The sequence below is a fragment of the Streptococcus sp. X13SY08 genome (assembly GCF_001182825.2).
Classification (GTDB): Bacteria; Bacillota; Bacilli; order Lactobacillales; family Streptococcaceae; genus Streptococcus.
The window spans coordinates 1-21252 of sequence record NZ_LFYO02000004.1 but is presented as its reverse complement, the minus strand read 5'-3'; the positions used below and the strand labels follow the sequence as shown (position 1 = coordinate 21252).

Below are 21252 nucleotides of genomic sequence, written 5' to 3'. Positions count from 1 at the left end.
GCGTTTCCCTATCTAGTATACCAAATTTTGACTCAAATTGCATGCTCAGCTTTCCATTTTTTGAAACTGTCCGCAAAATCATGCATAGCCTCTACATTTTGCAAATCCTGCAGTGGATAAACAAAAGCCTGACTGGTCTGCTGCATTTTTTTCTGCAAAACAAAGATGGATTTTGCCATCTGTTGATTTCCAAATAAATTAGTCGGTAACGTCACCATAGCTACCAAACTAGCATGGTCTTTAATCCACGTCTTGAGCAAATCACTCTGAGGACTGGTTAGAAGATCATTGGGTGCCAAGAAAATCGCATAACCGTCCTGCTCCAGATATTTGAGCGCCTGCTCCATCAATAGGTGATGGGCATAGGTATGTTCTGTTGAACTAGCTACCTGATAACGCTTAGCGACGGCATCATCTGGATAGTAACCGATGGGCAAATCACTGATAACGACCTGACTTTCCTTTAAAATCTGTGGTCGCGCCGCATCACCTTGTGCAAAACTAATTGCTGAGTGCATCACATCTGCCATGCTAGCTGATAAATCAATCAACAAGTCATCTACTTCGATTCCCAGATAATCTATTTTCTTTTGGCTATGATTGAGAATGGTTTGTGCAAGATTTCCCGTTCCAGAACCAATTTCTAACACACTGACTAAATCACCTTGCACCAACTCATCCAACAAAAATGTTACCAAAAACCCGATAGAATCTGGTGTAAATTGATGATTGTATTGCAAAGGCTCCGTCTGATTGGCCTTGATAAAGAGAAACTGAAAGGCCCGACGCCACTCTTCAGCAGTCAGGTTGAGGTTTTTCAGTTTTTTATTATTTGTCAGCACCACTTCCTGTTCTGCTTGGTCCGCAAGATAAGCTACATTTTGCTCAATCATCGCATCATAAATATTGGTTCCAAGCGCATTTTGGATTGTCTGAACATTTTCTAATAGGAGGTCATACGCCTCTTCAATTTTTTCAAAATTCATACCTCTATCATACCAAAAATCAAGGGTTTTCGCTAGATTTTTCGCTGGAAATGGCAAAGCTGTATTGGTAGTTTTTACCTGAATTTAAGGCAACCTTAACCAGCAATTGTCACCCCTTTTCCATATAGGTTACTTCCCCATCTGTAAAGGATTGGGAACCTGAAAGAGACACATGATTGGTTAATGGGGTTTCTTCCTGTTTCCTTGGAATGTTGGAAGCGGAGGTAGTTTTCGACGACATATTCGGCTTTTCTGAAACTTCCTCTACTTTCGAGATTGGTGATTTGGTAAGATCTTCAACCGTCCAGAGCGCCATCACATAAGCCTGACTAGATTCCTTCAAAGCTCTGCTATTGTGCGCTCGCGCAATTTGGGTTTGCAAGTAAAACTGCAGAAAAAGAGTGAAAATACTAAGCATGAGAAGTGCATATAAAAGGATCCCCGCTTTAAGGCGTTTCTGTAAAATCATAGATTAAACTCCTTTCTAACCCATCCTTCATGGTCACTTTGGGCCTGACCATCTGACCATCTTGTCCCACGTTCGATTGAGCTATGCCATACAACATCGGCTGATACCCTTGTCCTTTCTCATTGGTCTTTCTAAAATCATCCTGTTTGGACTGACCAAAGGCTAGGTTTTGCCCATTTTTGTTCACATATATGCGGTTTTGTTCCACTTTGATCAGCTCGACACCTTGCCATTCTGCTAATAATTGCTCCGAAAACAGCAGCCAATCTTTCTGACAATTTGTCTCCTGCCATTGGATTTCTTGGCTCAAAATCTTTGTCAATCCATCAAAAACCAGCACACTTCCTGATAAAACGATTAAAGAAATCAAACATTCAAGAAGAGTAAAAGCTGCCATTTTTCTAGTTTTTCTCAACATAGAGCACCTCCTGCCCTTGATGATAAATTTGTAAACTGTTAGATGATTTTTCAACCGTAATCTCAAATCCATTGATAGTTAGAGTGGATTGCTTAGTCTGAACTACCATCTTAGCTGCTTGCAAAATTTCCTGCTCTTTGAGTAGTCGCTCCTGTTGCTTACGCGCCTGCCTTAATCCTGTCAATAAAAGAGTGCAAATAATAGCAAAAACTCCTAACGCAACTAGACTTTCCCAGAGGATGTAGGCTTCATTTTTCCGATTTTTTATAACGACCACTCCTTAAATATAATTGATAGTGCACGACGGTATGACTAGTTTGAAACTGAATATTGCCCAAGGTAAGCAGGAATCGTTAAGTTTTGTTGACCATTGCTGATAGTATCGGATGCAATCTGAAGATCAACAATTTGTCCCGACGATACTGCTAAACTCTGACTTGCCTTATAAAACTGTTCAAACTGCAAGAAAAAAATCTGCTCTTGAACAGAGTTAAAGCTTGTCTTGACTGATCCCGAAAATAACAGAGTTAAAAAGGCAACAACAAACAGCGTCAACAGACTTTCTAGTAAGGTGAAGGCTGGGTTTTTATGGGTTAACAGCACGTGTTTTGTCTGTGTTTTTTGCATAGTATTCATTGTAAGCATCTGCTTGATCTTGGGTGATAGCTTTATCTGATACCAGTTAAGACAGATTGGTGTTGCCAGTGTGACCTAGACTATGAAGCTCGGCTTGACCTTCCACCGCCTTAACAACAGCAGCACCTCCTGTCTCTTTGATGGCTTCCTTTTGCTTGCTTAAATTAGGCACAAAGAGCAATAAAAGAGCACTGATGATGATTAAGACCATGAGCATTTCCACAAGAGTGAAACCTTTTACAGTATAGTATTTTATTTTTTTCATATTAGATCTCCATATTTTGATAGATTGGTAAGAGCATAGCTGCATAAATCAAAACGATAATCAGTGCCACAAAGATAAAAACAATCGGTTGGATCCATTGCATAGCAGACTGTATTTTCCGGAAAAATTCTTCCCAAGATTCATTAGTGTAGACTTCTAATTCACTTCCTAGTTTAGATTTGACCTGACCATATTCGATAATGAGACTGAGTTCTCGTTTAAAAAAAGGATAGGTTTTGATTTGATCATGGAAGGCCATTCCGTTGTAGAGGGCAGACTCCATATCCGCACCTATTTCGCGAAAAAGAGCTGATTTTTGGTCTTGCATAATGGTCAAAATTTGCGTCATCTCAAGATCCTTTTCCCCACTCACGCGCATAATAAGCTGTTAAGTAAGATTGAACAAAACTTCCTAAAAGTGGAAATTTGACTAAAAAGCGATAGACCTTTATTTTATTGTTTTTCCGATAAAGATGGATACTACCGAAACATAACATAGCGATAAGGAGACCAGACCCTAGGAAAACGACAGGTAGGTGACCGATGACAGCTGTAGCTAGATTCCCCTTGTCCATTTGCGGTAAAAGATAGCCCTTCAAACCGAGCATAATGAGAATCAGAAATCCCACTAGCATAAGAGGATAGGTCCCTACTTCCACCAACTTCTTACGCACACGCGCTAAATTTCCTAGATAATCTTCTATTTTAACCAAACTCAGGCTGGTATTGCCGTGAATTTCCGCTAAAGAAACCTGTGTAACGACACTATCTGGAAACTGCAAATCAGATAGTAGTTGTGAAAAAGGCTTTCCCGCTATGAGCCTTTCTTTCACGACTTCTGTATAAGCATCTGCAAGTAGCTGACTTCGCCGTAAAAAATCAATAATTTCTCCCAAATGAAAACCACTGGCAAATAAATTATTGAATAGCTGAATCATTTTACGCTGATGTTCCAAGGACAATTTTCTCGGTTTCTGCCTGCCGAAGATTGAGATGTCCTGCTGCAAAAAGTTCATCAATTTGCTGATTCCACTGGTCCGGCTTATGCTGTCGGTAGTCTTCTTTGGCATAATCCACCATCCCCTTTCCGTTTAATAAACGCTGATAAGCAATCCCTTGGAGAGCATTGTCTAGTTCTTCTTTAGCGACACCAATCTCCAACATGCGGGCATAAACACCCGAAATACTCTTGGCGTGAACCGCTGAAAATACCGTTGCACCAGTTAAACTCGCTCGAATAAATGCTCTGGCGGTTTCTTGATCACGGATTTCACCAATAATCAGCAAATCTGGTCGATGGCGGAGCGATAATTTAATCAGATTATCGTAGGTAGCACCGATTGCCTCATTGAGCTGCAGTTGCAACATATCAGACTGTTTGATTTCTACAGGATCTTCAATGGTTAAAATTTGCTGGTCTGGAAATTTCTGCTTAGCAAGATGGTACATGAGCGTGGTCTTGCCAGAGCCGACTGGACCCGAAAAAAGATAAAGCCCCCGTCCTCGAATCTCTTTGGCGATTTGTTCTGCTGCATCAAACCAAAACTGCAAGTTATCTTCCTTATGATAAAGAAAGCGAATCACTAGACTTTCCTTACCACGGTAATCACCTACGGTAGATAAACGTAGTGAAATCTCCCCGTTTCCATAATCATAATCACAGAATCCCTGCTGATTGCGTCGCTTTTCTCCAACATTCATCCCTGCTACGAATTTAAAATGACTAATCAAGGACGAAAAAGTTTCCACATCATATTGCCCAACAAATTGCCGACAATCCATCTTTCGCTCATACAGTTGATAATGGTCCTCTTTAGGAATGAGGTACAAGTCACTGACCTGTCCCTTCACTGTCTTTTCGACGATTTCTTTGGCTAGTTCTTGAATCATAAAGCCTCCTTACCTAATTTATTCGCAAAACGTCTTGCTTTTTAAACATCTTTTTGCTAGAATAAGAAAAATTTTAAGGAGGTGTCTATGAAATTATTGAAAAAAGGTGATCACATTCGCGTGCTCAGCCCATCTTCTTCCATTCAACATATAGGTGGTTTTGAAGCTAATCTTTCTGCAAGAGAGCGTCTCGAAAAACTGGGCTTTCGAGTATCTTTTTCCAAGCACTATTTAGAGCACGATCTCTTTGATTCTGCCCCCATTGCCAGTCGCGTAGAGGATTTACATGAAGCTTTCGCTGATGACAGCGTTGATGCTATCCTTGCTACCATCGGTGGTTTTAATTCCAATGAACTCCTACCTTATCTAGATTATGACTTAATTGAAAAACACCCCAAAATCATTTGTGGATATTCTGATACAACGGCGATTTTGAATGCTATTTATACCAAAACTGGCATGAAAACCTATATGGGATACTCCTACTCAAGCTTTAAAATGGAGGCTGGTCAAAACTATCAAACTACTGCTTGGCTCAATGCTGTCACACAAGAAAAATACCAGCTAACACCAAGCCAAGAATGTTCCAGTGACCCCTGGTATGATCCTAGTCAACCACGTCACTTTATGCCAACGGAGTGGAAGGTCTACAACCACGGGAAAGCTCAAGGGACCGCCATCGGTGGCAACCTGTCCACATTTTCTCTCCTACGTGGAACACCTTACACTCCTCAAACAGAAAAGTACGTCCTCTTTGTTGAAGAAGCTGAAGGTTATCCTCCTGAACATTTCTTACGAGAGCTAGCAGCTCTCTTACAAGCCTATCCAAACCCGCAAGCTGTCCTCATCGGACGCTTTTCTAAGGAGTGTCAGATGACAGAAGAAATCTTATTGGCTGTTCTGGACAAACATCCGATTTTACAAGAAATCCCTGTCCTCTACGACTTGGACTTTTTCACTCCTCACTCGTCTTTTTTTATTTGATTTGACATGGGCGGATTTGTCGCCCGCGTGTATGCATACATTTTTGAACACTTTGACCTTCTGCCAACTCCATGACTATCAATGAATGGAATCGTTGCAAATATTCTGCGCATTCATCACACCAACCTCTGCTAAGCTCTGCCGTTCCTTATGATAAAAAGCCACAGCCTCTTCATAGTCCTTGAATTCTTTAGCAGCGACAATATCTTCTTCCCATCCTTCTAAAAACCACCAGGGTTCACAATCGCCATACAATTTTACAACACAATACATACACTCATACTCCTCTAGGACTTCCTATTATAGCGAATTATCTGAAATTATGAAAAGATTCAGCTTGGGAAACCTATCACATGGAAGGATATAAAAAATCCCACTCCTAGGAATGGGATTTAATGGTTTATTCAGTGACCATTTCTTCAGTCGTTTCTTCCACATCTGCTTCTTCAATGATTTCAACCTCATTGATAGCTTGTGGTTCCAAGTTACGGTAACGAGGCATACCTGTACCGGCTGGAATGATTTTACCGATGATAACATTTTCTTTAAGCCCAAGAAGGTGATCACGTTTACCACGGATAGCGGCATCTGTCAAGACACGAGTTGTTTCTTGGAAGGATGCGGCAGACAAGAATGAATTTGTCTCCAATGAGGCTTTGGTAATACCCATGAGAACTGGACGTGCAGTCGCTGGAATACCACCTGAAATAACCACTTGTGCATTGGCATCTGTAAAGTCAGTGATATCCATAAGAGTCCCCATAAGAAGATCTGTATCACCTGGATCCATGACGCGTACTTTACGAAGCATTTGGCGAACCATTACCAACTTTCATACGAGCTGTAAATGGTACCACATATTCGCCTTCGCCAGTTTGACCTTTGACAAATACTTTCTTGGTACGAGTTGACGCATCCTCTTCGATAGCAGTAACTTCACCTTTGACCTCGGTGATAACAGCTTCCCCTTTAGGATTACGTGCTTCAAAGATTTCTTGGACACGAGGAAGACCCTGAGTGATATCGCTGTTAGATGCAACACCACCCGTGTGGAAGGTACGCATTGTAAGCTGTGTACCAGGCTCACCGATAGATTGAGCGGCGATTGTACCAACTGCTTCACCCACTTCAACCGCGTCACCAGTTGCCAAGTTGATACCGTAACAGTGACGGCAGACGCCATGACGAGTATTACATGTAAAGACAGAGCGAATGGTTACTTGTTCAACACCAGCGGTGACAATTTGACGCGCAATATCTTCTGTAGTCAATTCATTAGGACCGATGATGAGTTCGCCAGTTTCAGGATGTTTAACAGATTTCTTGGTATAACGACCTTGCAAACGCTCTTCAAGCGGCTCGATCATTTCCTTGCCATCTGTAATAGAGCGGATATCCAAACCACGGTCTGTTCCACAGTCATCTTCGCGGATAATGACATCTTGGGCAACGTCAACCAATCGACGAGTCAAGTAACCAGAGTCGGCAGTCTTCAAGGCCGTATCAGTCATACCTTTACGGGCACCGTGAGTTGAGAAGAACATTTCCAAAACAGAGAGACCTTCACGGAAGTTAGACAAGATAGGCAATTCCATGATACGTCCGTTCGGAGCTGACATCAAACCACGCATACCGGCAAGCTGGGAGAAGTTGGAAATGTTACCACGGGCACCAGAGTCCATCATCATAACGATTGGGTTCTTTGGATCTTGTGATTCTGTCAATCGTTTTTCCAATTTCTCCTTAGCAGAACGCCATTCATCTGTAACAGCTGTGTAGCGTTCATCTTCGGTAATCATACCGCAGCGGAATTGTTTCTTGATTTGTTCTACACGTTCGTGCGCTGCATCGATGATTTCAGCCTTGTTGTCGATAACTGGGATGTCGGCGATACCCACTGTCAAACCAGCAAGTGTTGAATGGTAATAACCAAGGTCTTTCAAACGGTCCAAGAGAGCAGATGTTTCTGTTGTACGGAAACGTTTGAAGATTTCAGCGATGATATTTCCAAGGTTTTTCTTCTTGGAAGACCTTCAGGCATAATGGCATTGAAGAGAATCTTACCAACCGTTGTCATCATGACTTTATGTTTTTGGAAGTCAGTCCAAGGTTTATCCAAGCTATCTGTTGCAATACCGACGCGAGTATGCAAGTGAACATAGCCATTGCGGTATGCCACAACAGCTTCGTCCGCATCCTTGAAGACCATTCCTTCACCCTCACGACCAGCTTCTTCCATGGTAAGGTAGTAGTTCCCCAAAACCATATCCTGAGAAGGGGTTACAACTGGTTTACCATCTTTAGGGTTTAAGATGTGCTCAGCAGCAAGCATGAGGATCCGTGCTTCTGCTTGCGCTTCTTCTGACAATGGAACGTGGATGGCCATTTGGTCACCATCGAAGTCGGCATTGTAGGCTTCACAGACAAGCGGGTGAAGACGGAGCGCTTTACCATCGATAAGGACTGGCTCGAAAGCCTGAATTCCCAAACGGTGGAGAGTAGGTGCGCGGTTCAAAAGAACTGGGTGTTCTTTGATAACCTCTTCCAAGATATCCCAGATGCGGTCATCGCCACGTTCAATCAATCGTTTCGCTGCTTTGACGTTCCCTGCGATATCGCGGGCAACAATTTCACGCATGACGAATGGTTTGAAGAGCTCGATAGCCATTTCACGTGGCACACCACATTGGTACATTTTAAGAGTTGGACCAACGGCGATAACGGAACGTCCAGAGAAGTCAACACGTTTACCGAGCAAGTTCTGACGGAAACGACCTTGTTTACCTTTGAGCATGTGGCTAAGTGATTTGAGCGGACGGCTACCTGGTCCAGTAATTGGACGACCACGGCGGCCATTGTCAACCAAAGCATCCACAGCTTCTTGGAGCATCCGTTTTTCATTTTGTACAATAATACCTGGAGCATTAAGTTCCAAGAGGCGTGCCAAACGGTTGTTACGGTTAATGACACGGCGGTACAATTCATTCAAGTCTGATGCCGCAAAACGTCCACCATCCAATTGGACCATCGGACGAAGATCCGGTGGAATAACTGGCAAGATATTGAGAATCATCCATTCAGGTTTGTTGCCGGATTTCTGGAAGGCATCCAAAACATCCAAACGACGAACGGCTTTGATTCGTTTTTGACCACTTGCAGTCTTCAATTCTTCTTTAAGGGCAGCAATTTCAGCTGAAAGATCCACTTGTTTCAAGAGCTCTTGAATGGCTTCAGCGCCCATTTTGGCTACAAATGAACCATGTCCATATTCACGTAAACGCTCACGATACTCGCGTTCTGTCATGATAGACTTATGTTCAAGTGGAGTTTCTTTAGGATCAATCACCACATATGCCGCAAAGTAAATCACTTCTTCGAGGGCACGTGGGCTCATATCCAAGGTCAATCCCATACGTGATGGAATACCTTTGAAGTACCAGATATGTGAAATCGGTGCTTTCAACTCGATATGTCCCATACGTTCACGACGTACTTTAGCACGAGTTACTTCCACACCACAGCGGTCACAAACAATCCCTTTATAACGGATTCGTTTGTATTTACCACAGGCACATTCCCAGTCTTTTGTTGGACCAAAGATGACTTCATCAAAGAGTCCATCACGCTCTGGTTTGAGCGTACGATAGTTGATTGTTTCAGGTTTTTTAACCTCACCGTAAGACCATGAACGGACCTTACTTGGTGACGCTAAAGTGATTTGCATACTTTTAAAACGATTTACGTCAACCACTTAATATCCCTTTCTTCTTCTGATTCAGCACATTTTTGTAAAATGTTGCTCGGAGATGTCATAGGCACTAGACTGGGTCAACCTGACCCAGTCTAGTGCCTATATTTTTTCAGAGTGTTGTTTGATTACTCATCAGCTTGTGCAAATGCCGCTGCAGCATCAGCTGCTACTTTCGCACGTGCTTTTTCAAGGTCATCTACGTGGATGATATCATCATCTTCTCCTTCATCAAGATCACGAAGTTCTACTTCATTGTCATCTTCATCAAGGACACGCATATCTAAACCAAGTGATTGCAATTCTTTGACAAGAACGCGGAAAGATTCTGGAACACCTGGTTTTGGAATTGGTTTACCTTTAGTAATCGCTTCATAGGCTTTCAAACGTCCTGTGGCTGTTGCGTAACGAGTGAGTAAGGACCAACTGAACGGGCGTGCAATTTATCATCAACCATGTGGTGGAGTTTGATCATGTACATGACACCAACGGATACACGGTTGTCAAATGGCTCACCTGTCCGTCCATCATACAAGATCGTTTTGGCATCAGAATCCATACCTGCTTCTTTAACCGTATCCCACAAATCTTGTGAGCTAGCACCGTCAAAGACTGGCGTTTGTCCCATCTGGTAGATAAGGCATATCCTCAACAGGAACAATACGTGAAACGACACCCTTGTTACCGTGACGACCGGCCATCTTATCTCCGACCTTAATTTTACGTTTTTGTGCGATGTAAACACGAACTAACATGTTAACACCTGATTGCAATTCATCGCCGTTGGCGCGTGTAAAGATTTTCACATCACGAACAACACCATCGGCACCGTGTGGTACACGAAGAGAGGTATCACGTACTTCGCGAGATTTATCTCCGAAGATAGCGTGGAGGAGACGTTCCTCAGCTGATAAGTCTTTTTCACCTTTTGGTGTAACCTTACCAACCAAGATATCGCCTTCTTTGACTTCTGCACCAATGCGAATGATACCTATTTCATCCAAGTTGCGAAGAGCATCTTCACCAACGTTTGGAATTTCACGAGTAATTTCTTCAGGGCCTAACTTAGTATCACGTGTTTCTGATTCGTATTCTTCCAAGTGAACAGATGTGTAAACATCATCTTTCACAAGACGCTCACTCCAAGCGCCATTTCGCCGTTTTCCATAGAAGGACCGTCTGCGATGAAGTCGCCTTTTTCAACGATATCGCCTACTTTAACCAATGTACGTTGATTGTAAGCCGTACCTGAGTTTGAACGACGGAATTTAGACACATGGTAGACATCGAGTGAACCATCTTCACGACGAACTTCTACCTTGTCAGCATCTGAATAAGTGACTTTACCATCGTGTTGGGCGATAATCGCCACACCTGAATCGTGGGCAGCTTGGTATTCCATACCAGTACCAACGTAAGGCGCTTTAGGATCAATCGCTACGGTCAATCTTACGATAAGGTGTTTGAATGAAGCCGTATTTATTGAGATGTCCATAAGAAGACAAGTTATTGATCAAACCGATGTTTGGTCCCTCAGGTGTTTCAATCGGACACATACGACCATAGTGCGTATAATGCACGTCACGAACCTCGTAACCAGCACGGTCACGTGTCAAACCACCAGGTCCTAAGGCAGACAAACGACGTTTGTGTGATAACTCAGAAAGCGGATTGTGTTGGTCCATGAACTGTGACAACTGTGAAGAACCAAAGAACTCTTTGATTGCAGCTGTTACAGGGCGGATATTGATGATTTGTTGCGGTGTCAAGACTTCGTTGTCTTGCACAGACATACGCTCACGGAGGTTACGCTCCATACGTGTCAAACCAATACGAACTTGGTTAGCCAGCAATTCACCAACAGCACGGATACGACGGTTACCTAAGTGGTCAATATCGTCTACACGGCCCAAGCCTTCTGCCAAGTTAAGGAAGTAGCTCATTTCAGCCAAGATATCTGCTGTAGTCACCGTACGGATGTTTTCAGCAGGCTTTGCGTTACCAATCACCGTCACTACACGATCTGGGTCAGTTGGTGCCACAATCTTGAACTTTTGCAAAAGAACTGGCTCAACTACAACCGCAGAATCATTTGGAATGTATTCTACCAAGTTGAGTTGATCAAACTGTTCTTCAACAGACTCAATCACATCACGCGTCAAGACTGTGCCAGCTTCCAAGACGATTTCGCCAGTTTCACCATTGATGATATGTTCAGCCAAAGTTTGGTTCAGGAGGCGAGTACGCAAGTTGAGTTTTTTATTAATTTTATAACGACCAACAGGTGCCAAATCATAACGACGTGGGTCGAAGAAACGTGCTGTCAAGAGGCTACGTGAGCTTTCAGCCGTTTTTGGCTCACCTGGACGAAGGCGCTCATAGATTTCTTTGAGAGCTTCATCTGTACGTGAATCTGCTGGATTTTTATGGATATCTTTTTCCACAGTGTTGCGAACTAATTCACTATCCCCAAAAATATCGAAGATTTCATCATCACCAGAGAAACCAAGTGCACGCACAAGCGTTGTAAATGGAATCTTACGCGTACGGTCAATACGTGTATAGGCAATGTCTTTTGAATCCGTCTCAAGTTCCAACCATGCACCACGGTTAGGAATAACAGTCGAACCGTAACCAACCTTGCCATTCTTGTCTACTTTATCGTTAAAATAAACACCCGGTGAACGAACGAGCTGAGATACGATGATACGCTCTGCACCATTGATGATAAAGGTTCCCATCTCAGTCATAATTGGGAATTCACCAAAGAAGACTTCCTGTGTTTTGATTTCACCAGTTTCTTTATTAATGAGACGGAATGTCACAAAAATCGGTGCTGAGTAGTTGGCGTCGTGAGAACGCGCTTCTTCCAATGTATATTTTGGTTCTTTTAGTTCATAACCCACAAATTCCAATTCCATTGTATACGTGAAGTTAGAAACTGGAAGTACATCTTCAAATACTTCCTTCAAACCATTTTCCAAGAAATCTTGGAAAGAATCCGTTTGGATTTCAATCAAATTTGGTAAGTCAAGAACTTCTGTGATTCTTGAAAAACTACGACGGGTACGATGTTTCCCGTATTGAACGTCATGTCCTGCCAAGGCAATTCTCCTCTATTTTTTAATATGGGATACGGGCGAAAATCAGCCCTTGCACAATTCCAGCTTTCGCTGACTCTTTCTATCTAAAAAAGATAGTTTTGTCCATTTTCTGAATATTTAGTAATTTTAAGAATAGGTAACAAATTCATCAAATCGAGCTAAATAGACACAAAAAGAGCAGCTAAATCTTCCTTTTAAAAGTTTGATTTAACTGCTGCAAGCCTTGTCTGGACAATATTTCAAACAAGGCACACGACAAATTATTTCCCTCTATTATAGCATAAGAGAGGATAATTTGCAAGTTTATTCTTTTTCTTCACTAGCAGCAGGTTTGGTTGAACTGCTAGGTGGAGTTGATGACGAAGAGGAAGAAGAATTTGGGCTCTTTGTACTGCTGGATGGTTTTGTTGGTGAACCAAACAAAGTGTTCCAAGCAGTTGCTCTATCCCCATCTGTACCACCAATCATGAAGTTGTAGCTGGTAACAGGCGCTCCATTTTTCGCCCAATAACTCGTTGTCAACGCACCCGACACTGTTACAGAACGTCCGTTGACTTGGACCGCTCCAGAACGCTGACCAGTAGAGCGCAAGACACTAGAGGCAATGACACTCTCATCAATTGCAAATTCTCCATCAAACAAGCCTGCATCTGTCTGCTGTAAGGCATTGACCACATAGGCTACATACTGAGCATTGTTGTTGTAACCTGTCAGCCAATCCATCCCCGTGTTATCATCATGTCCTGCCCAAGTCCCAATCGTAATATCTGGCGTTAATAACATGAGCCACACGTCTGCTGTATCATTACTTGTCCCCGTTTTACCAGCGAGAATTTGACTAGAAGCCAGTTGTGGATTCAAGGCTGCCAAACGGCTTGGGAAAGTCGTCGTGGTTCCTGATGAGATAACCCCACGAAGCATTTGCATCATAATACTTGATGTTGCTTTTGAGTAAACCTGCACAGGCGCGGCTTCATGTTGGTAAATTACTTCGCCATCCGGACCTGTAATTTTTTCCACAATGTAATGTTTATTGTAAACACCGCCATTCACCAAAGCTTGATAAGCATTCGTATTATTAGCAACGGTGGTTTCAATCCCTCCACCAAGTGGCAAACTTTCAATATCATACATGGAAATATCATAATTCATCTTATCCATATAACTTTTAACGTTGACGCCATTGTATTGAAGCATCTTATAAGTCCAGAAGGCTGGGATATTGGCAGAAGTATTGAGCGATTCTTGCAGGTTCATCATCCCTGTCCCCTTACTGCTTCCGTGCATGATTTGCGTGCCGTCAGAGAAGGTCGTTGGGTAATTAGACAAAATGCTAGCAGATCCCATTAAGCCTTGGTCAATGGCAACACCATATACCAAGAATGGCTTGACTGTTGATCCTGGTGAACGAACCGTATTCAGAGCATGATTGTTTTGATTACTTGCATAATCACGTCCACCAATAAAGCCAAGAATGGCACCCGTCTTATTATCCAAGACAACGCTACCTGTTTCCACTAAGCCACCGCCGCTATCAAGCGCTCCTCCGTAATTTGCCACAGCATCCTGCAAAGCTCCATACAAATCCTTCCGGACTGTACTAGTAATGGTGTAGCCACCTTGGCTTATTTCCTGCTGTGCCAACTCTTTGTAGGCTGCAATCGTTTCATCGTTTTTCAAATCATGCTCTGAAACCTGATCACGTTTAACCAAGTAATCATACATAATTTTTTCCGTTTCTTCTAAAACAGCATAGTACAAGTACCCGTTTGTATCTGCTGTAACCGGTGATGGGGATAAGAAATCCTGCTTAATATCGTAGGCTAAATAGGTGTCATAATCTTCCTTGCTCAAATAACCATTACGAAACATATTATAGAGAACATCTTTTTGACGGGCAATCCCATAGGACATGTTCTCCTCATTTTTCATAGTCCCATCTGAAGCATAAGGAGAGTAGACAATGGGACTCTGTGGCAATCCAGCAATAAAAGCTGCCTGCGGAATCGTCAAATCCTTAGCTGATTTCCCAAAAATCCCTTGAGCCGCTTCCTCGACGCCCGCAATATTTTGACCATGATTATTGCGACCAAATGGCGAGACATTCAAGTATGTGGTCAAAATCTCATCCTTACCCATGGAGCGCTCTAGAGCCAAAGCCGAAACAATTTCATTTGCTTTCCGACTGAAAGTCGGAGCATCTCCAACAATTTGTTGCTTGATTAACTGCTGAGTTAAGGTCGACCCACCACTTGAAGAACCAACCCCCGCTGATCCTAGGGCTGCACGTAAAACAGCCTTTGGCACAATCCCGTTGTGAGATTCAAAAGTCGCATCCTCTGTTGCAATAACAGCGTGTTTGATATTATCAGACATGGCATCTCCATTAACAGGAGTCCGAAGCAAATCTGAATTGACCTCAGATACCAAACTGTTATCTGAATAAACTACTTTCGAAATCTGACTAAGTTTTGTCATCTGGTCAACGATTTCATCCTTACTGAGCACTGTCACTTGGTCAAACAAACTAGCAACATAACCAAAACCAATTCCAGCACCAAAAAGACCAAATAAGAACACTAAAACACCGATAAAGTTTGCTAACATCTTCAATGTTCGCAAAATAATAGCACCGATATCTCCAATCGTTAAGGCTTCTTCTTTAGTTTTTTTTGTAGTTTTCTTTTTTTTCAGTTTTTCTATCATAAATAACCCCTTATCTTCCCTATTCTACCACATTTTCCGGTATTTGACGAAAAATTCCTATCTGTTATAATAGTAAGATAAAAAAAGATGAAAAGAGAAACGTCTATGAACATTTTTGAAGAATTAAAAGAGCGTGGTCTGATTTTCCAGACAACAGATGAAGAAGCACTTGTCAAAGCATTGACCGAAGGTCAAGTTTCATACTATACAGGTTACGATCCAACTGCCGACTCTCTCCATTTGGGTCATTTAGTGGCAATTTTGACGTCTCGTCGCTTACAATTAGCTGGTCACAAGCCTTATGCTTTAGTTGGTGGTGCGACAGGTCTCATAGGCGATCCTTCTTTCAAAGATGCTGAACGTAGTCTTCAAACCAAAGAGACTGTTGATGGCTGGGTTGAAAAAATTCAAGGTCAATTGTCTCGCTTCCTTGATTTTGAAAATGGCGATAACAAAGCTGTCATGACCAACAACTACGATTGGTTTAGCGATATAAGTTTTATTGATTTCCTACGCGATGTTGGAAAATATTTCACTGTTAACTACATGATGAGTAAGGAATCTGTTAAAAAACGCATTGAAACAGGAATTTCTTATACAGAGTTTGCTTACCAAATCGTGCAAGGTTACGACTTCTTCGAACTTAACCGCAAATACAATGTCTCGCTTCAAATCGGTGGATCTGATCAGTGGGGAAATATGACTGCTGGTACAGAATTACTGCGCCGTAAAGCAGATAAAACTGGCCACGTTATTACCGTGCCACTCATCACCGATTCAACTGGTAAAAAATTTGGTAAGTCCGAAGGCAATGCTGTCTGGTTGGATGCTGAAAAAACTTCCCCATACGAAATGTACCAATTCTTGCTCAACGTGATGGATGACGATGCCGTTCGTTTCTTGAAAATCTTTACTTTCTTATCTCTTGATGAGATCGCGGAAATCGAAGAAATATTCAACAATGCTCGTCACGAGCGTCTGGCACAGAAAACATTAGCCCGCGAAGTAGTGACCTTAGTGCATGGTCAAGAAGCCTATGCACAGGCTCTTAACATCACGGAACAACTCTTTGCTGGCAATATTAAAGCCCTTTCTGCCAAAGAACTCAAACAAGCCCTTCACGGCGTTCCTAGTTATGCTGTAAAAGCTGAAGATAATCTCAATATTGTTGAACTCTTGGTAACTTCAGGCATTGTAAACTCTAAACGCCAAGCCCGCGAAGATATCCAAAATGGTGCTATTTATATCAATGGCGATCGTGTTCAGGACTTGGAATACATCCTTTCCGATACAGATAAAATTGATGGCGAACTCACTGTTATCCGTCGCGGTAAAAAGAAATATTCTGTGTTAACTTACTAAGAAAACAAAAGAGCCACTCGGCTCTTTTTCATATCTGCAAAAACTTTCATCACCATTGATCCCATGGTATACTGGAAAAAACATTTACGGAGGATTCCTATGTCGTGCATCTTTTGTCACCATCTTGAAGCAGAACAAATCATTTACGAAACGAAATATTTTAAACTTATCTTTGACATCGATCCTATTCAAACAGGCCATCCCTACACGAATCGATTGAAGTAGAAGTTAAAATAGTTAACCTTCTAGAAGAACAACTTCCCATTAGCGGTGTAACAATCGCTAGTAACGACAAAGAGCTCATGGACGACGGGACGCATTTCCATGTTCATCTCATTCCTCGAAAGAAACATGATGGTTTTTGGGATCTACTTGATCTCAACAAAGAAAATTGGGATTTAAAAAACTTTCTTGACCAACTCAATTAAAAAACGCCAAATGGCGTTTTTTAATTGACAGCAATTGCTTTATAAATAGTATCTTCCAGAGCTGCTTGATAATCTTGCAAAGAATGCTCTTGATTCGTTTCAACTTGAGCGACATTGTCTTCTAAGCTCACTTCTACTTGGCTAACTCCAGGTAATGCCTTCAACTGCTCTGTCACATGTTTGGCACAGTTCTGGCAGGACATATTCTCAATCGAAATTACTTGTTTCATACTCCTTCTCTTTCTTAGCGGTGACAACCACAGGTACATTGACCCTTCAAGCAGTGACAAGCCACACGCTCTGGGGCCAGTTTTTTCTGCTCTCTAGCCCTATTTTCAATCGCAACCAAATCCTTTTGCGAAAATTGCCCTGCTCAAGGGACGATAATGGTAGGTAGTCTCAATTTTTTCCATTTCGAGATAGCCCTTTTTGCGCAAACGCCCTAGTAAAGTCTTAATAGTTGCTGGCTGCCAGTCAAAGCCTTCTTGCAAAGTCCTTATGATGTAATTTGAAGTAGATCCAGAATGTGCCCATACAACCCGCATGACCTGCCATTCCGCAGCAGAAATTGATTTTTCTGACATAAGGTCTCCCTTCATAGTGATCGTTATCTATTATTTTAGTTTACAATTGTAATCATTCTTTGTCAAGAAAAAACGCTAAATCTAGCGTTTCCTCTTATGATTAGTGGGCTAACATTTCTTGAGCAATTTCAAGACCTGTCAAATCAGTATCATAGTATGTTGCCCAGTTGTCCATTTCTTCCAAGAGTTTTTCTTGGCCCTCACCACCATAGAAAATATGGAGGTGTTCTGTATCAACAGGGGCAATGTTATGGTCACTGAATTGAACATATTTGTAAGCACCAGCATTCGCATCGGTCGCTTCGAACAAGAAACGAACCCCACGATTACCTTTTTTATAAGTCAAAATTTTATAACCAACATATTTATAGGTATACTTGTGTTTCTCACCATTCACAACAAATTCCATGGTATCGCCATCAATGTTGATGTGGTCTACATCTGTTTTGTAACCAGTATCGTAGTATTTTTTGTACTCTTCAGCAGTCATAGAACCTGTCAATTTAGCTTTGTAGTCCCATACTGGATCCAAGGTTCCATCCAACAAATATGGATAGACTGATTGCCATTTACCAGTATAATCTTCTAAAGTACGGTCTTTTACATCTTCATCTGCAATTGGCTAGTTGTTTTTTCTAAAGCTCTCAAGTTATCTTCCATCACAGAGATATAGTTTTCTCCATCTTTCATTGCTTCATTAGTCAAGCCTTCAAGTGGATTTAAGACTTCCAATCCCACTCCAGCTTCCTTTGCCAATGTTTCAGCAACGGATTTTGAAGCATTTTCTTCAAAATAGAGGTACTTGATGCCGTATTCTTTGACATAGTCTGTCAATTCCGCCAAACGTGCTGGTGTTGGATCTTCGTCAGCGGATACACCTGTGATAGATACTTGTTTCAAACCGTAATCCAAAGCCAAGTAAGCAAAGGAGGTATGTTGCGTTACAAAATATTTTTGTTGTGCTTGCGATAAGGTGTCTTTATATTCTTTATCTAAAGCTGTCAATTTTTCCAAATACGCTGCCGCATTTTTTTCAAATACATCCTTTTTATCAACCACAAATGGGGATCGTAAGCGTGGCTATGACCTTCATGCTCATGTTCGTGTTCATGCTCATCGCTAGCTTCTTCTTCATGTTCACGCTCTGCTTCACTACCCGGCAAGAGAACCATACCTTCTGTGGCATTCACAACGGTTACTTTTTCTTGATCCACTGATTCTAGAGCTTCTGGAACCCATGTTTCCATGTTTTCGTTCTCGTATACAAAAACATCGGCATCTTGAATCTCGGCAATATTTTTTGCAGATGGTTCAAAATCATGAGGCTCTGTCCCCGCTTCAATCAAGAGGTCAACATTGGCTTCATCACCCGCAACTTGTTTGGTGAATTCGTAGACAGGGTAGAACGTCGTTACGATATCTACTTTCCCATCATTGTCAGAAGCTGCTTGATTTCCACAAGCCGCTAAAGCTAAAACAGATAAACTAAGACCTAGAGTCGCTAATTTTTTCAATTTATTTCTCCTATTTTTTTATCTTATAAAATATATTAACCAGTAAGAAAATACTGATGAAAATCAAAGTAATACTTGCACTAGCCGGAGTTTCGGCATGATAGGATGTAAAAAGTCCTGTAACCATACCAATAAAGCCCAACCCCATGCCAAGAAAAATAACTGATTTGAAGCTTTTTCCGATTCGAAGCGCAATCGAAGCTGGTAGCACCATAATTGTGGATACCAAGAGAGCTCCCGCTGCCGGAATCATGAGGGCAATAGCAACACCCGTTACCATGTTAAAAGCAATGGACATAAGTTTTACTGGTAACCCATCAACAAAGGCTGTATCTTCGTCAAACGTTAAAATGTACATAGGACGCAAGAAAAGTAAGGTCAACAGAATGACAATCAAGGCAATGGCAAATAAGGCAATTCCCTGATCCTGACTAATAGTTACGATTGAACCAAACAAGTATTGATCTAAACTAATACTACTAGATCCACCTGCACGATTCATCACAATCAAGGAAATTGCAAGACCAGTTGACATCAAAATTGCCGTTCCAATCTCCATAAAATTCTTGCAAACAGTCCGAAGATATTCCAAAAATATGGCTGCTACCAGAACAATGAGTACCGTAGAAACAGTCGGTGATATCCCTAGCACCAAACCAAAAGCAACCCCTGCCAAGGAAACGTGACTAAGTGTATCACTCATCAAGCTCTGACGACGCAAAATCAGAAAGACACCCAAAATAGGCGAGAATAAACTCATCGCAATAATAGCCCACAGAGCGCGTTGCATAAAATCATACTGAAGGACGCTCAAATCAAAAAGATTAGCCATGGCTCACCTCCTCGTCCGCTGCATGAACATTGAAACATCTCCAAGGTGATTTCTGATCCCGAATCAAATAGATGTTGCGATCTGCATAAGCCGCTAGCTCGTCAGGATCATGCGTAATCATAAGAACAGATTTCCCATGTTTCTTAGCAGAATGATGCATGAGTTCATAAAACTGACCTTGATATGCTCCTCATCATGATTAGTTAATCTACGAAACCAGCCCTGTCTAGGATAACGCCCAGATTTAACAAATTCGTAGACTGTACTTGGAAAACCTGCATTAAAAGACGCAATCTGTTGCGGCAAATAGGCCAATCGCAACTTCTTCCCATCAACAGCTGTATCGCCAAATGATAATGAATATGCTCTAAAACAGGTTCATTATCATAATGGAAGGACAAATCCTCTACTGTAATATACCTCATATTATTTACTAATTTTCTCCACTAATTCCTTCAAAAATCGACTGATTATCATTTGCTCATCGCTGGAATACCCAGCAAGAAGCTCGTCATAAGATTCTAAAGTATGCTCATGATGATGAGTATGCTCTGCTGCAATTGGCTTGGCCACATCCGTCAATTCATAATGAATGACACGAGCATCGCGAGCATCACGGACAGCCATTAGCATTCCCTGCGCAATCAGAGACTTAATAGCCTTTGTAATCGCAGCCTGACTCACATCGAGCTGTTTCGCTATTTCCGAATTTGTAAGCGAACTGTTTTCAATTAGCATTAAAATATGTTCCTGTGTATTGGTCAATGTCACATTGCTCTGACAGGTCCCAACCAAAATCTCTAATTGATTTTCAGAACACAAAACGATATCACGCAAAGCCTGATCAATTTGCCCAGCGAGTTTATTCATTAGAAGCACCTCTGTTTATTTACTAGTTAATTAACTTGTTAATTATACTACAAAAAAAAGAATGTGACAAGTTATTTACCTAACGTTTTCAGAAATAAATTAAATCAAGACAGATCCTATATTTAATTAATAAATAAAAAAGAAGTCTTGTTATTACAAAACTTCTTCATACTCTAAGCAATACCGGCGGCCGGGGTCGAACCGGCACGTCCGTGAGGACACTGGATTTTGAGTCCAGCGCGTCTGCCAATTCCGCCACGCCGGCTTAAAGTTTAACTGGGGTAGCTGGATTCGAACCAACGCATGAGGGAGTCAAAGTCCCTTGCCTTACCGCTTGGCTATACCCCAATAATAAAATAGGCGAGTGATGGGAATCGAACCCACGAATGTCAGAGCCACAATCTGATGTGTTAACCACTTCACCACACCCGCCATATTTATAACACGGGCAGTAGG

The 21252-nt window shown here is 41.9% G+C and carries 11 protein-coding genes, 3 tRNA genes and 10 pseudogenes; 3 read left to right on the top strand and 21 right to left on the bottom strand.

Features of this window, described 5'->3' with window-relative positions; genetic code table 11:
- Nucleotides 1-32 precede the first annotated feature (32 nt).
- From AEX56_RS07475 to comGA, 8 genes and pseudogenes are all read right to left on the bottom strand, one after another.
- Nucleotides 33-986, bottom strand: a complete 954-nt coding sequence (locus AEX56_RS07475; protein ID WP_049618575.1) for a class I SAM-dependent methyltransferase — start codon at nt 984-986, stop codon at nt 33-35.
- A 109-nt stretch (nt 987-1095) separates the two neighbouring features.
- On the bottom strand, nt 1096-1455 hold the full coding sequence (gene comGG / locus AEX56_RS07470; RefSeq protein ID WP_049618574.1) for a competence type IV pilus minor pilin ComGG: 360 nt from the start codon (nt 1453-1455) through the stop codon (nt 1096-1098).
- Nucleotides 1433-1873: a competence type IV pilus minor pilin ComGF gene (comGF, locus tag AEX56_RS07465; RefSeq protein WP_049618573.1), complete on the bottom strand. Its 441-nt coding sequence runs from the start codon at nt 1871-1873 to the stop codon at nt 1433-1435. Before comGF ends, comGG begins: the two co-directional genes overlap by 23 nt.
- Nucleotides 1857-2150 carry a competence type IV pilus minor pilin ComGE gene (gene comGE, locus AEX56_RS07460; protein ID WP_082326206.1) on the bottom strand — a complete coding sequence of 98 codons (294 nt, stop codon included), beginning with the start codon at nt 2148-2150 and terminating at the stop codon, nt 1857-1859. The genes comGF and comGE overlap by 17 nt, the downstream gene beginning before the upstream one ends.
- Nucleotides 2122-2500, bottom strand: a pseudogene (locus AEX56_RS07455) (competence type IV pilus minor pilin ComGD). Before AEX56_RS07455 ends, comGE begins: the two are co-directional and overlap by 29 nt.
- A pseudogene (comGC, locus tag AEX56_RS07450) lies at nt 2460-2774 on the bottom strand (competence type IV pilus major pilin ComGC). Before comGC ends, AEX56_RS07455 begins: the two co-directional pseudogenes overlap by 41 nt.
- A 1-nt stretch (nt 2775) precedes the next feature.
- A pseudogene (comGB, locus tag AEX56_RS07445) lies at nt 2776-3790 on the bottom strand (competence type IV pilus assembly protein ComGB).
- Nucleotides 3714-4664 carry a competence type IV pilus ATPase ComGA gene (gene comGA, locus AEX56_RS07440; protein ID WP_049618571.1) on the bottom strand — a complete coding sequence of 317 codons (951 nt, stop codon included), beginning with the start codon at nt 4662-4664 and terminating at the stop codon, nt 3714-3716. Before comGA ends, comGB begins: the two are co-directional and overlap by 77 nt.
- A gap of 87 nt (nt 4665-4751) precedes the next feature.
- Here comGA and AEX56_RS07435 point away from each other — a divergent pair, with 87 nt between their 5' ends.
- On the top strand, nt 4752-5648 hold the full coding sequence (locus tag AEX56_RS07435; RefSeq protein WP_049618570.1) for a S66 family peptidase: 897 nt from the start codon (nt 4752-4754) through the stop codon (nt 5646-5648).
- Here the strand turns inward: AEX56_RS07435 and AEX56_RS07430 are convergent.
- The 4 genes and pseudogenes from AEX56_RS07430 to pbp1b all read right to left on the bottom strand — a co-directional run bounded on the left by AEX56_RS07430 (nt 5641) and on the right by pbp1b (nt 15206).
- Nucleotides 5641-5921: pseudogene (locus tag AEX56_RS07430) on the bottom strand (DUF1033 family protein). The gene AEX56_RS07435 and the pseudogene AEX56_RS07430 sit on opposite strands and share 8 nt — an antisense overlap.
- A gap of 127 nt (nt 5922-6048) precedes the next feature.
- Nucleotides 6049-9399: pseudogene (rpoC, locus tag AEX56_RS07425) on the bottom strand (DNA-directed RNA polymerase subunit beta').
- Nucleotides 9400-9524: 125 nt separating this feature from the next.
- Nucleotides 9525-12500 (bottom strand): annotated as a pseudogene (locus AEX56_RS07420) (hypothetical protein).
- A 303-nt stretch (nt 12501-12803) separates the two neighbouring features.
- A complete protein-coding gene (gene pbp1b, locus AEX56_RS07415; protein WP_049618568.1) occupies nt 12804-15206 on the bottom strand; it encodes a penicillin-binding protein PBP1B in 2403 nt (800 codons plus the stop codon).
- Nucleotides 15207-15311: 105 nt separating this feature from the next.
- Here pbp1b and tyrS point away from each other — a divergent pair, with 105 nt between their 5' ends.
- Nucleotides 15312-16568, top strand: coding sequence for a tyrosine--tRNA ligase (gene tyrS / locus AEX56_RS07410; protein ID WP_049618567.1), 1257 nt, complete (start codon nt 15312-15314; stop codon nt 16566-16568).
- 99 nt (nt 16569-16667) lie between these two features.
- Nucleotides 16668-16996 (top strand): annotated as a pseudogene (locus AEX56_RS09150) (HIT family protein).
- 20 nt (nt 16997-17016) lie between these two features.
- Here AEX56_RS09150 and AEX56_RS07400 read toward each other — a convergent pair.
- The 9 genes and pseudogenes from AEX56_RS07400 to AEX56_RS07360 form a co-directional block, all read right to left on the bottom strand.
- Nucleotides 17017-17226 carry a heavy-metal-associated domain-containing protein gene (locus tag AEX56_RS07400; RefSeq protein WP_049618566.1) on the bottom strand — a complete coding sequence of 70 codons (210 nt, stop codon included), beginning with the start codon at nt 17224-17226 and terminating at the stop codon, nt 17017-17019.
- Nucleotides 17227-17240: 14 nt separating this feature from the next.
- A pseudogene (locus tag AEX56_RS07395) lies at nt 17241-17595 on the bottom strand (BlaI/MecI/CopY family transcriptional regulator).
- A gap of 85 nt (nt 17596-17680) precedes the next feature.
- Nucleotides 17681-19094 (bottom strand): annotated as a pseudogene (locus AEX56_RS07390) (metal ABC transporter solute-binding protein, Zn/Mn family).
- A gap of 10 nt (nt 19095-19104) precedes the next feature.
- Nucleotides 19105-19926, bottom strand: a complete 822-nt coding sequence (locus AEX56_RS07385) for a metal ABC transporter permease (RefSeq protein ID WP_049618565.1) — start codon at nt 19924-19926, stop codon at nt 19105-19107.
- Nucleotides 19919-20351 (bottom strand): annotated as a pseudogene (locus tag AEX56_RS07380) (hypothetical protein). Before AEX56_RS07380 ends, AEX56_RS07385 begins: the two are co-directional and overlap by 8 nt.
- A gap of 1 nt (nt 20352) precedes the next feature.
- A complete protein-coding gene (locus tag AEX56_RS07375) occupies nt 20353-20796 on the bottom strand; it encodes a zinc-dependent MarR family transcriptional regulator (protein ID WP_049618564.1) in 444 nt (147 codons plus the stop codon).
- Nucleotides 20797-20977: 181 nt separating this feature from the next.
- Nucleotides 20978-21061, bottom strand: a tRNA-Leu gene (locus AEX56_RS07370).
- A gap of 11 nt (nt 21062-21072) precedes the next feature.
- A tRNA-Gln gene (locus AEX56_RS07365) sits at nt 21073-21144 on the bottom strand.
- A gap of 11 nt (nt 21145-21155) precedes the next feature.
- Nucleotides 21156-21228 (bottom strand) — tRNA-His (locus AEX56_RS07360).
- Between the last annotated feature and the right edge of the window lie 24 nt (nt 21229-21252).

Coding starts and splice junctions, on each gene's coding strand:
- AEX56_RS07400 (WP_049618566.1), bottom strand. CDS start 17,226: ATGAAACAAGTAATTTCGATTGAGAATATGTCCTGCCAGAACTGTGCC.
- comGA (WP_049618571.1), bottom strand. CDS start 4,664: ATGATTCAAGAACTAGCCAAAGAAATCGTCGAAAAGACAGTGAAGGGA.
- AEX56_RS07385 (WP_049618565.1), bottom strand. CDS start 19,926: ATGGCTAATCTTTTTGATTTGAGCGTCCTTCAGTATGATTTTATGCAA.
- AEX56_RS07475 (WP_049618575.1), bottom strand. CDS start 986: ATGAATTTTGAAAAAATTGAAGAGGCGTATGACCTCCTATTAGAAAAT.
- AEX56_RS07375 (WP_049618564.1), bottom strand. CDS start 20,796: ATGAATAAACTCGCTGGGCAAATTGATCAGGCTTTGCGTGATATCGTT.
- pbp1b (WP_049618568.1), bottom strand. CDS start 15,206: ATGATAGAAAAACTGAAAAAAAAGAAAACTACAAAAAAAACTAAAGAA.
- comGG (WP_049618574.1), bottom strand. CDS start 1,455: ATGATTTTACAGAAACGCCTTAAAGCGGGGATCCTTTTATATGCACTT.
- comGF (WP_049618573.1), bottom strand. CDS start 1,873: ATGTTGAGAAAAACTAGAAAAATGGCAGCTTTTACTCTTCTTGAATGT.
- AEX56_RS07435 (WP_049618570.1), top strand. CDS start 4,752: ATGAAATTATTGAAAAAAGGTGATCACATTCGCGTGCTCAGCCCATCT.
- tyrS (WP_049618567.1), top strand. CDS start 15,312: ATGAACATTTTTGAAGAATTAAAAGAGCGTGGTCTGATTTTCCAGACA.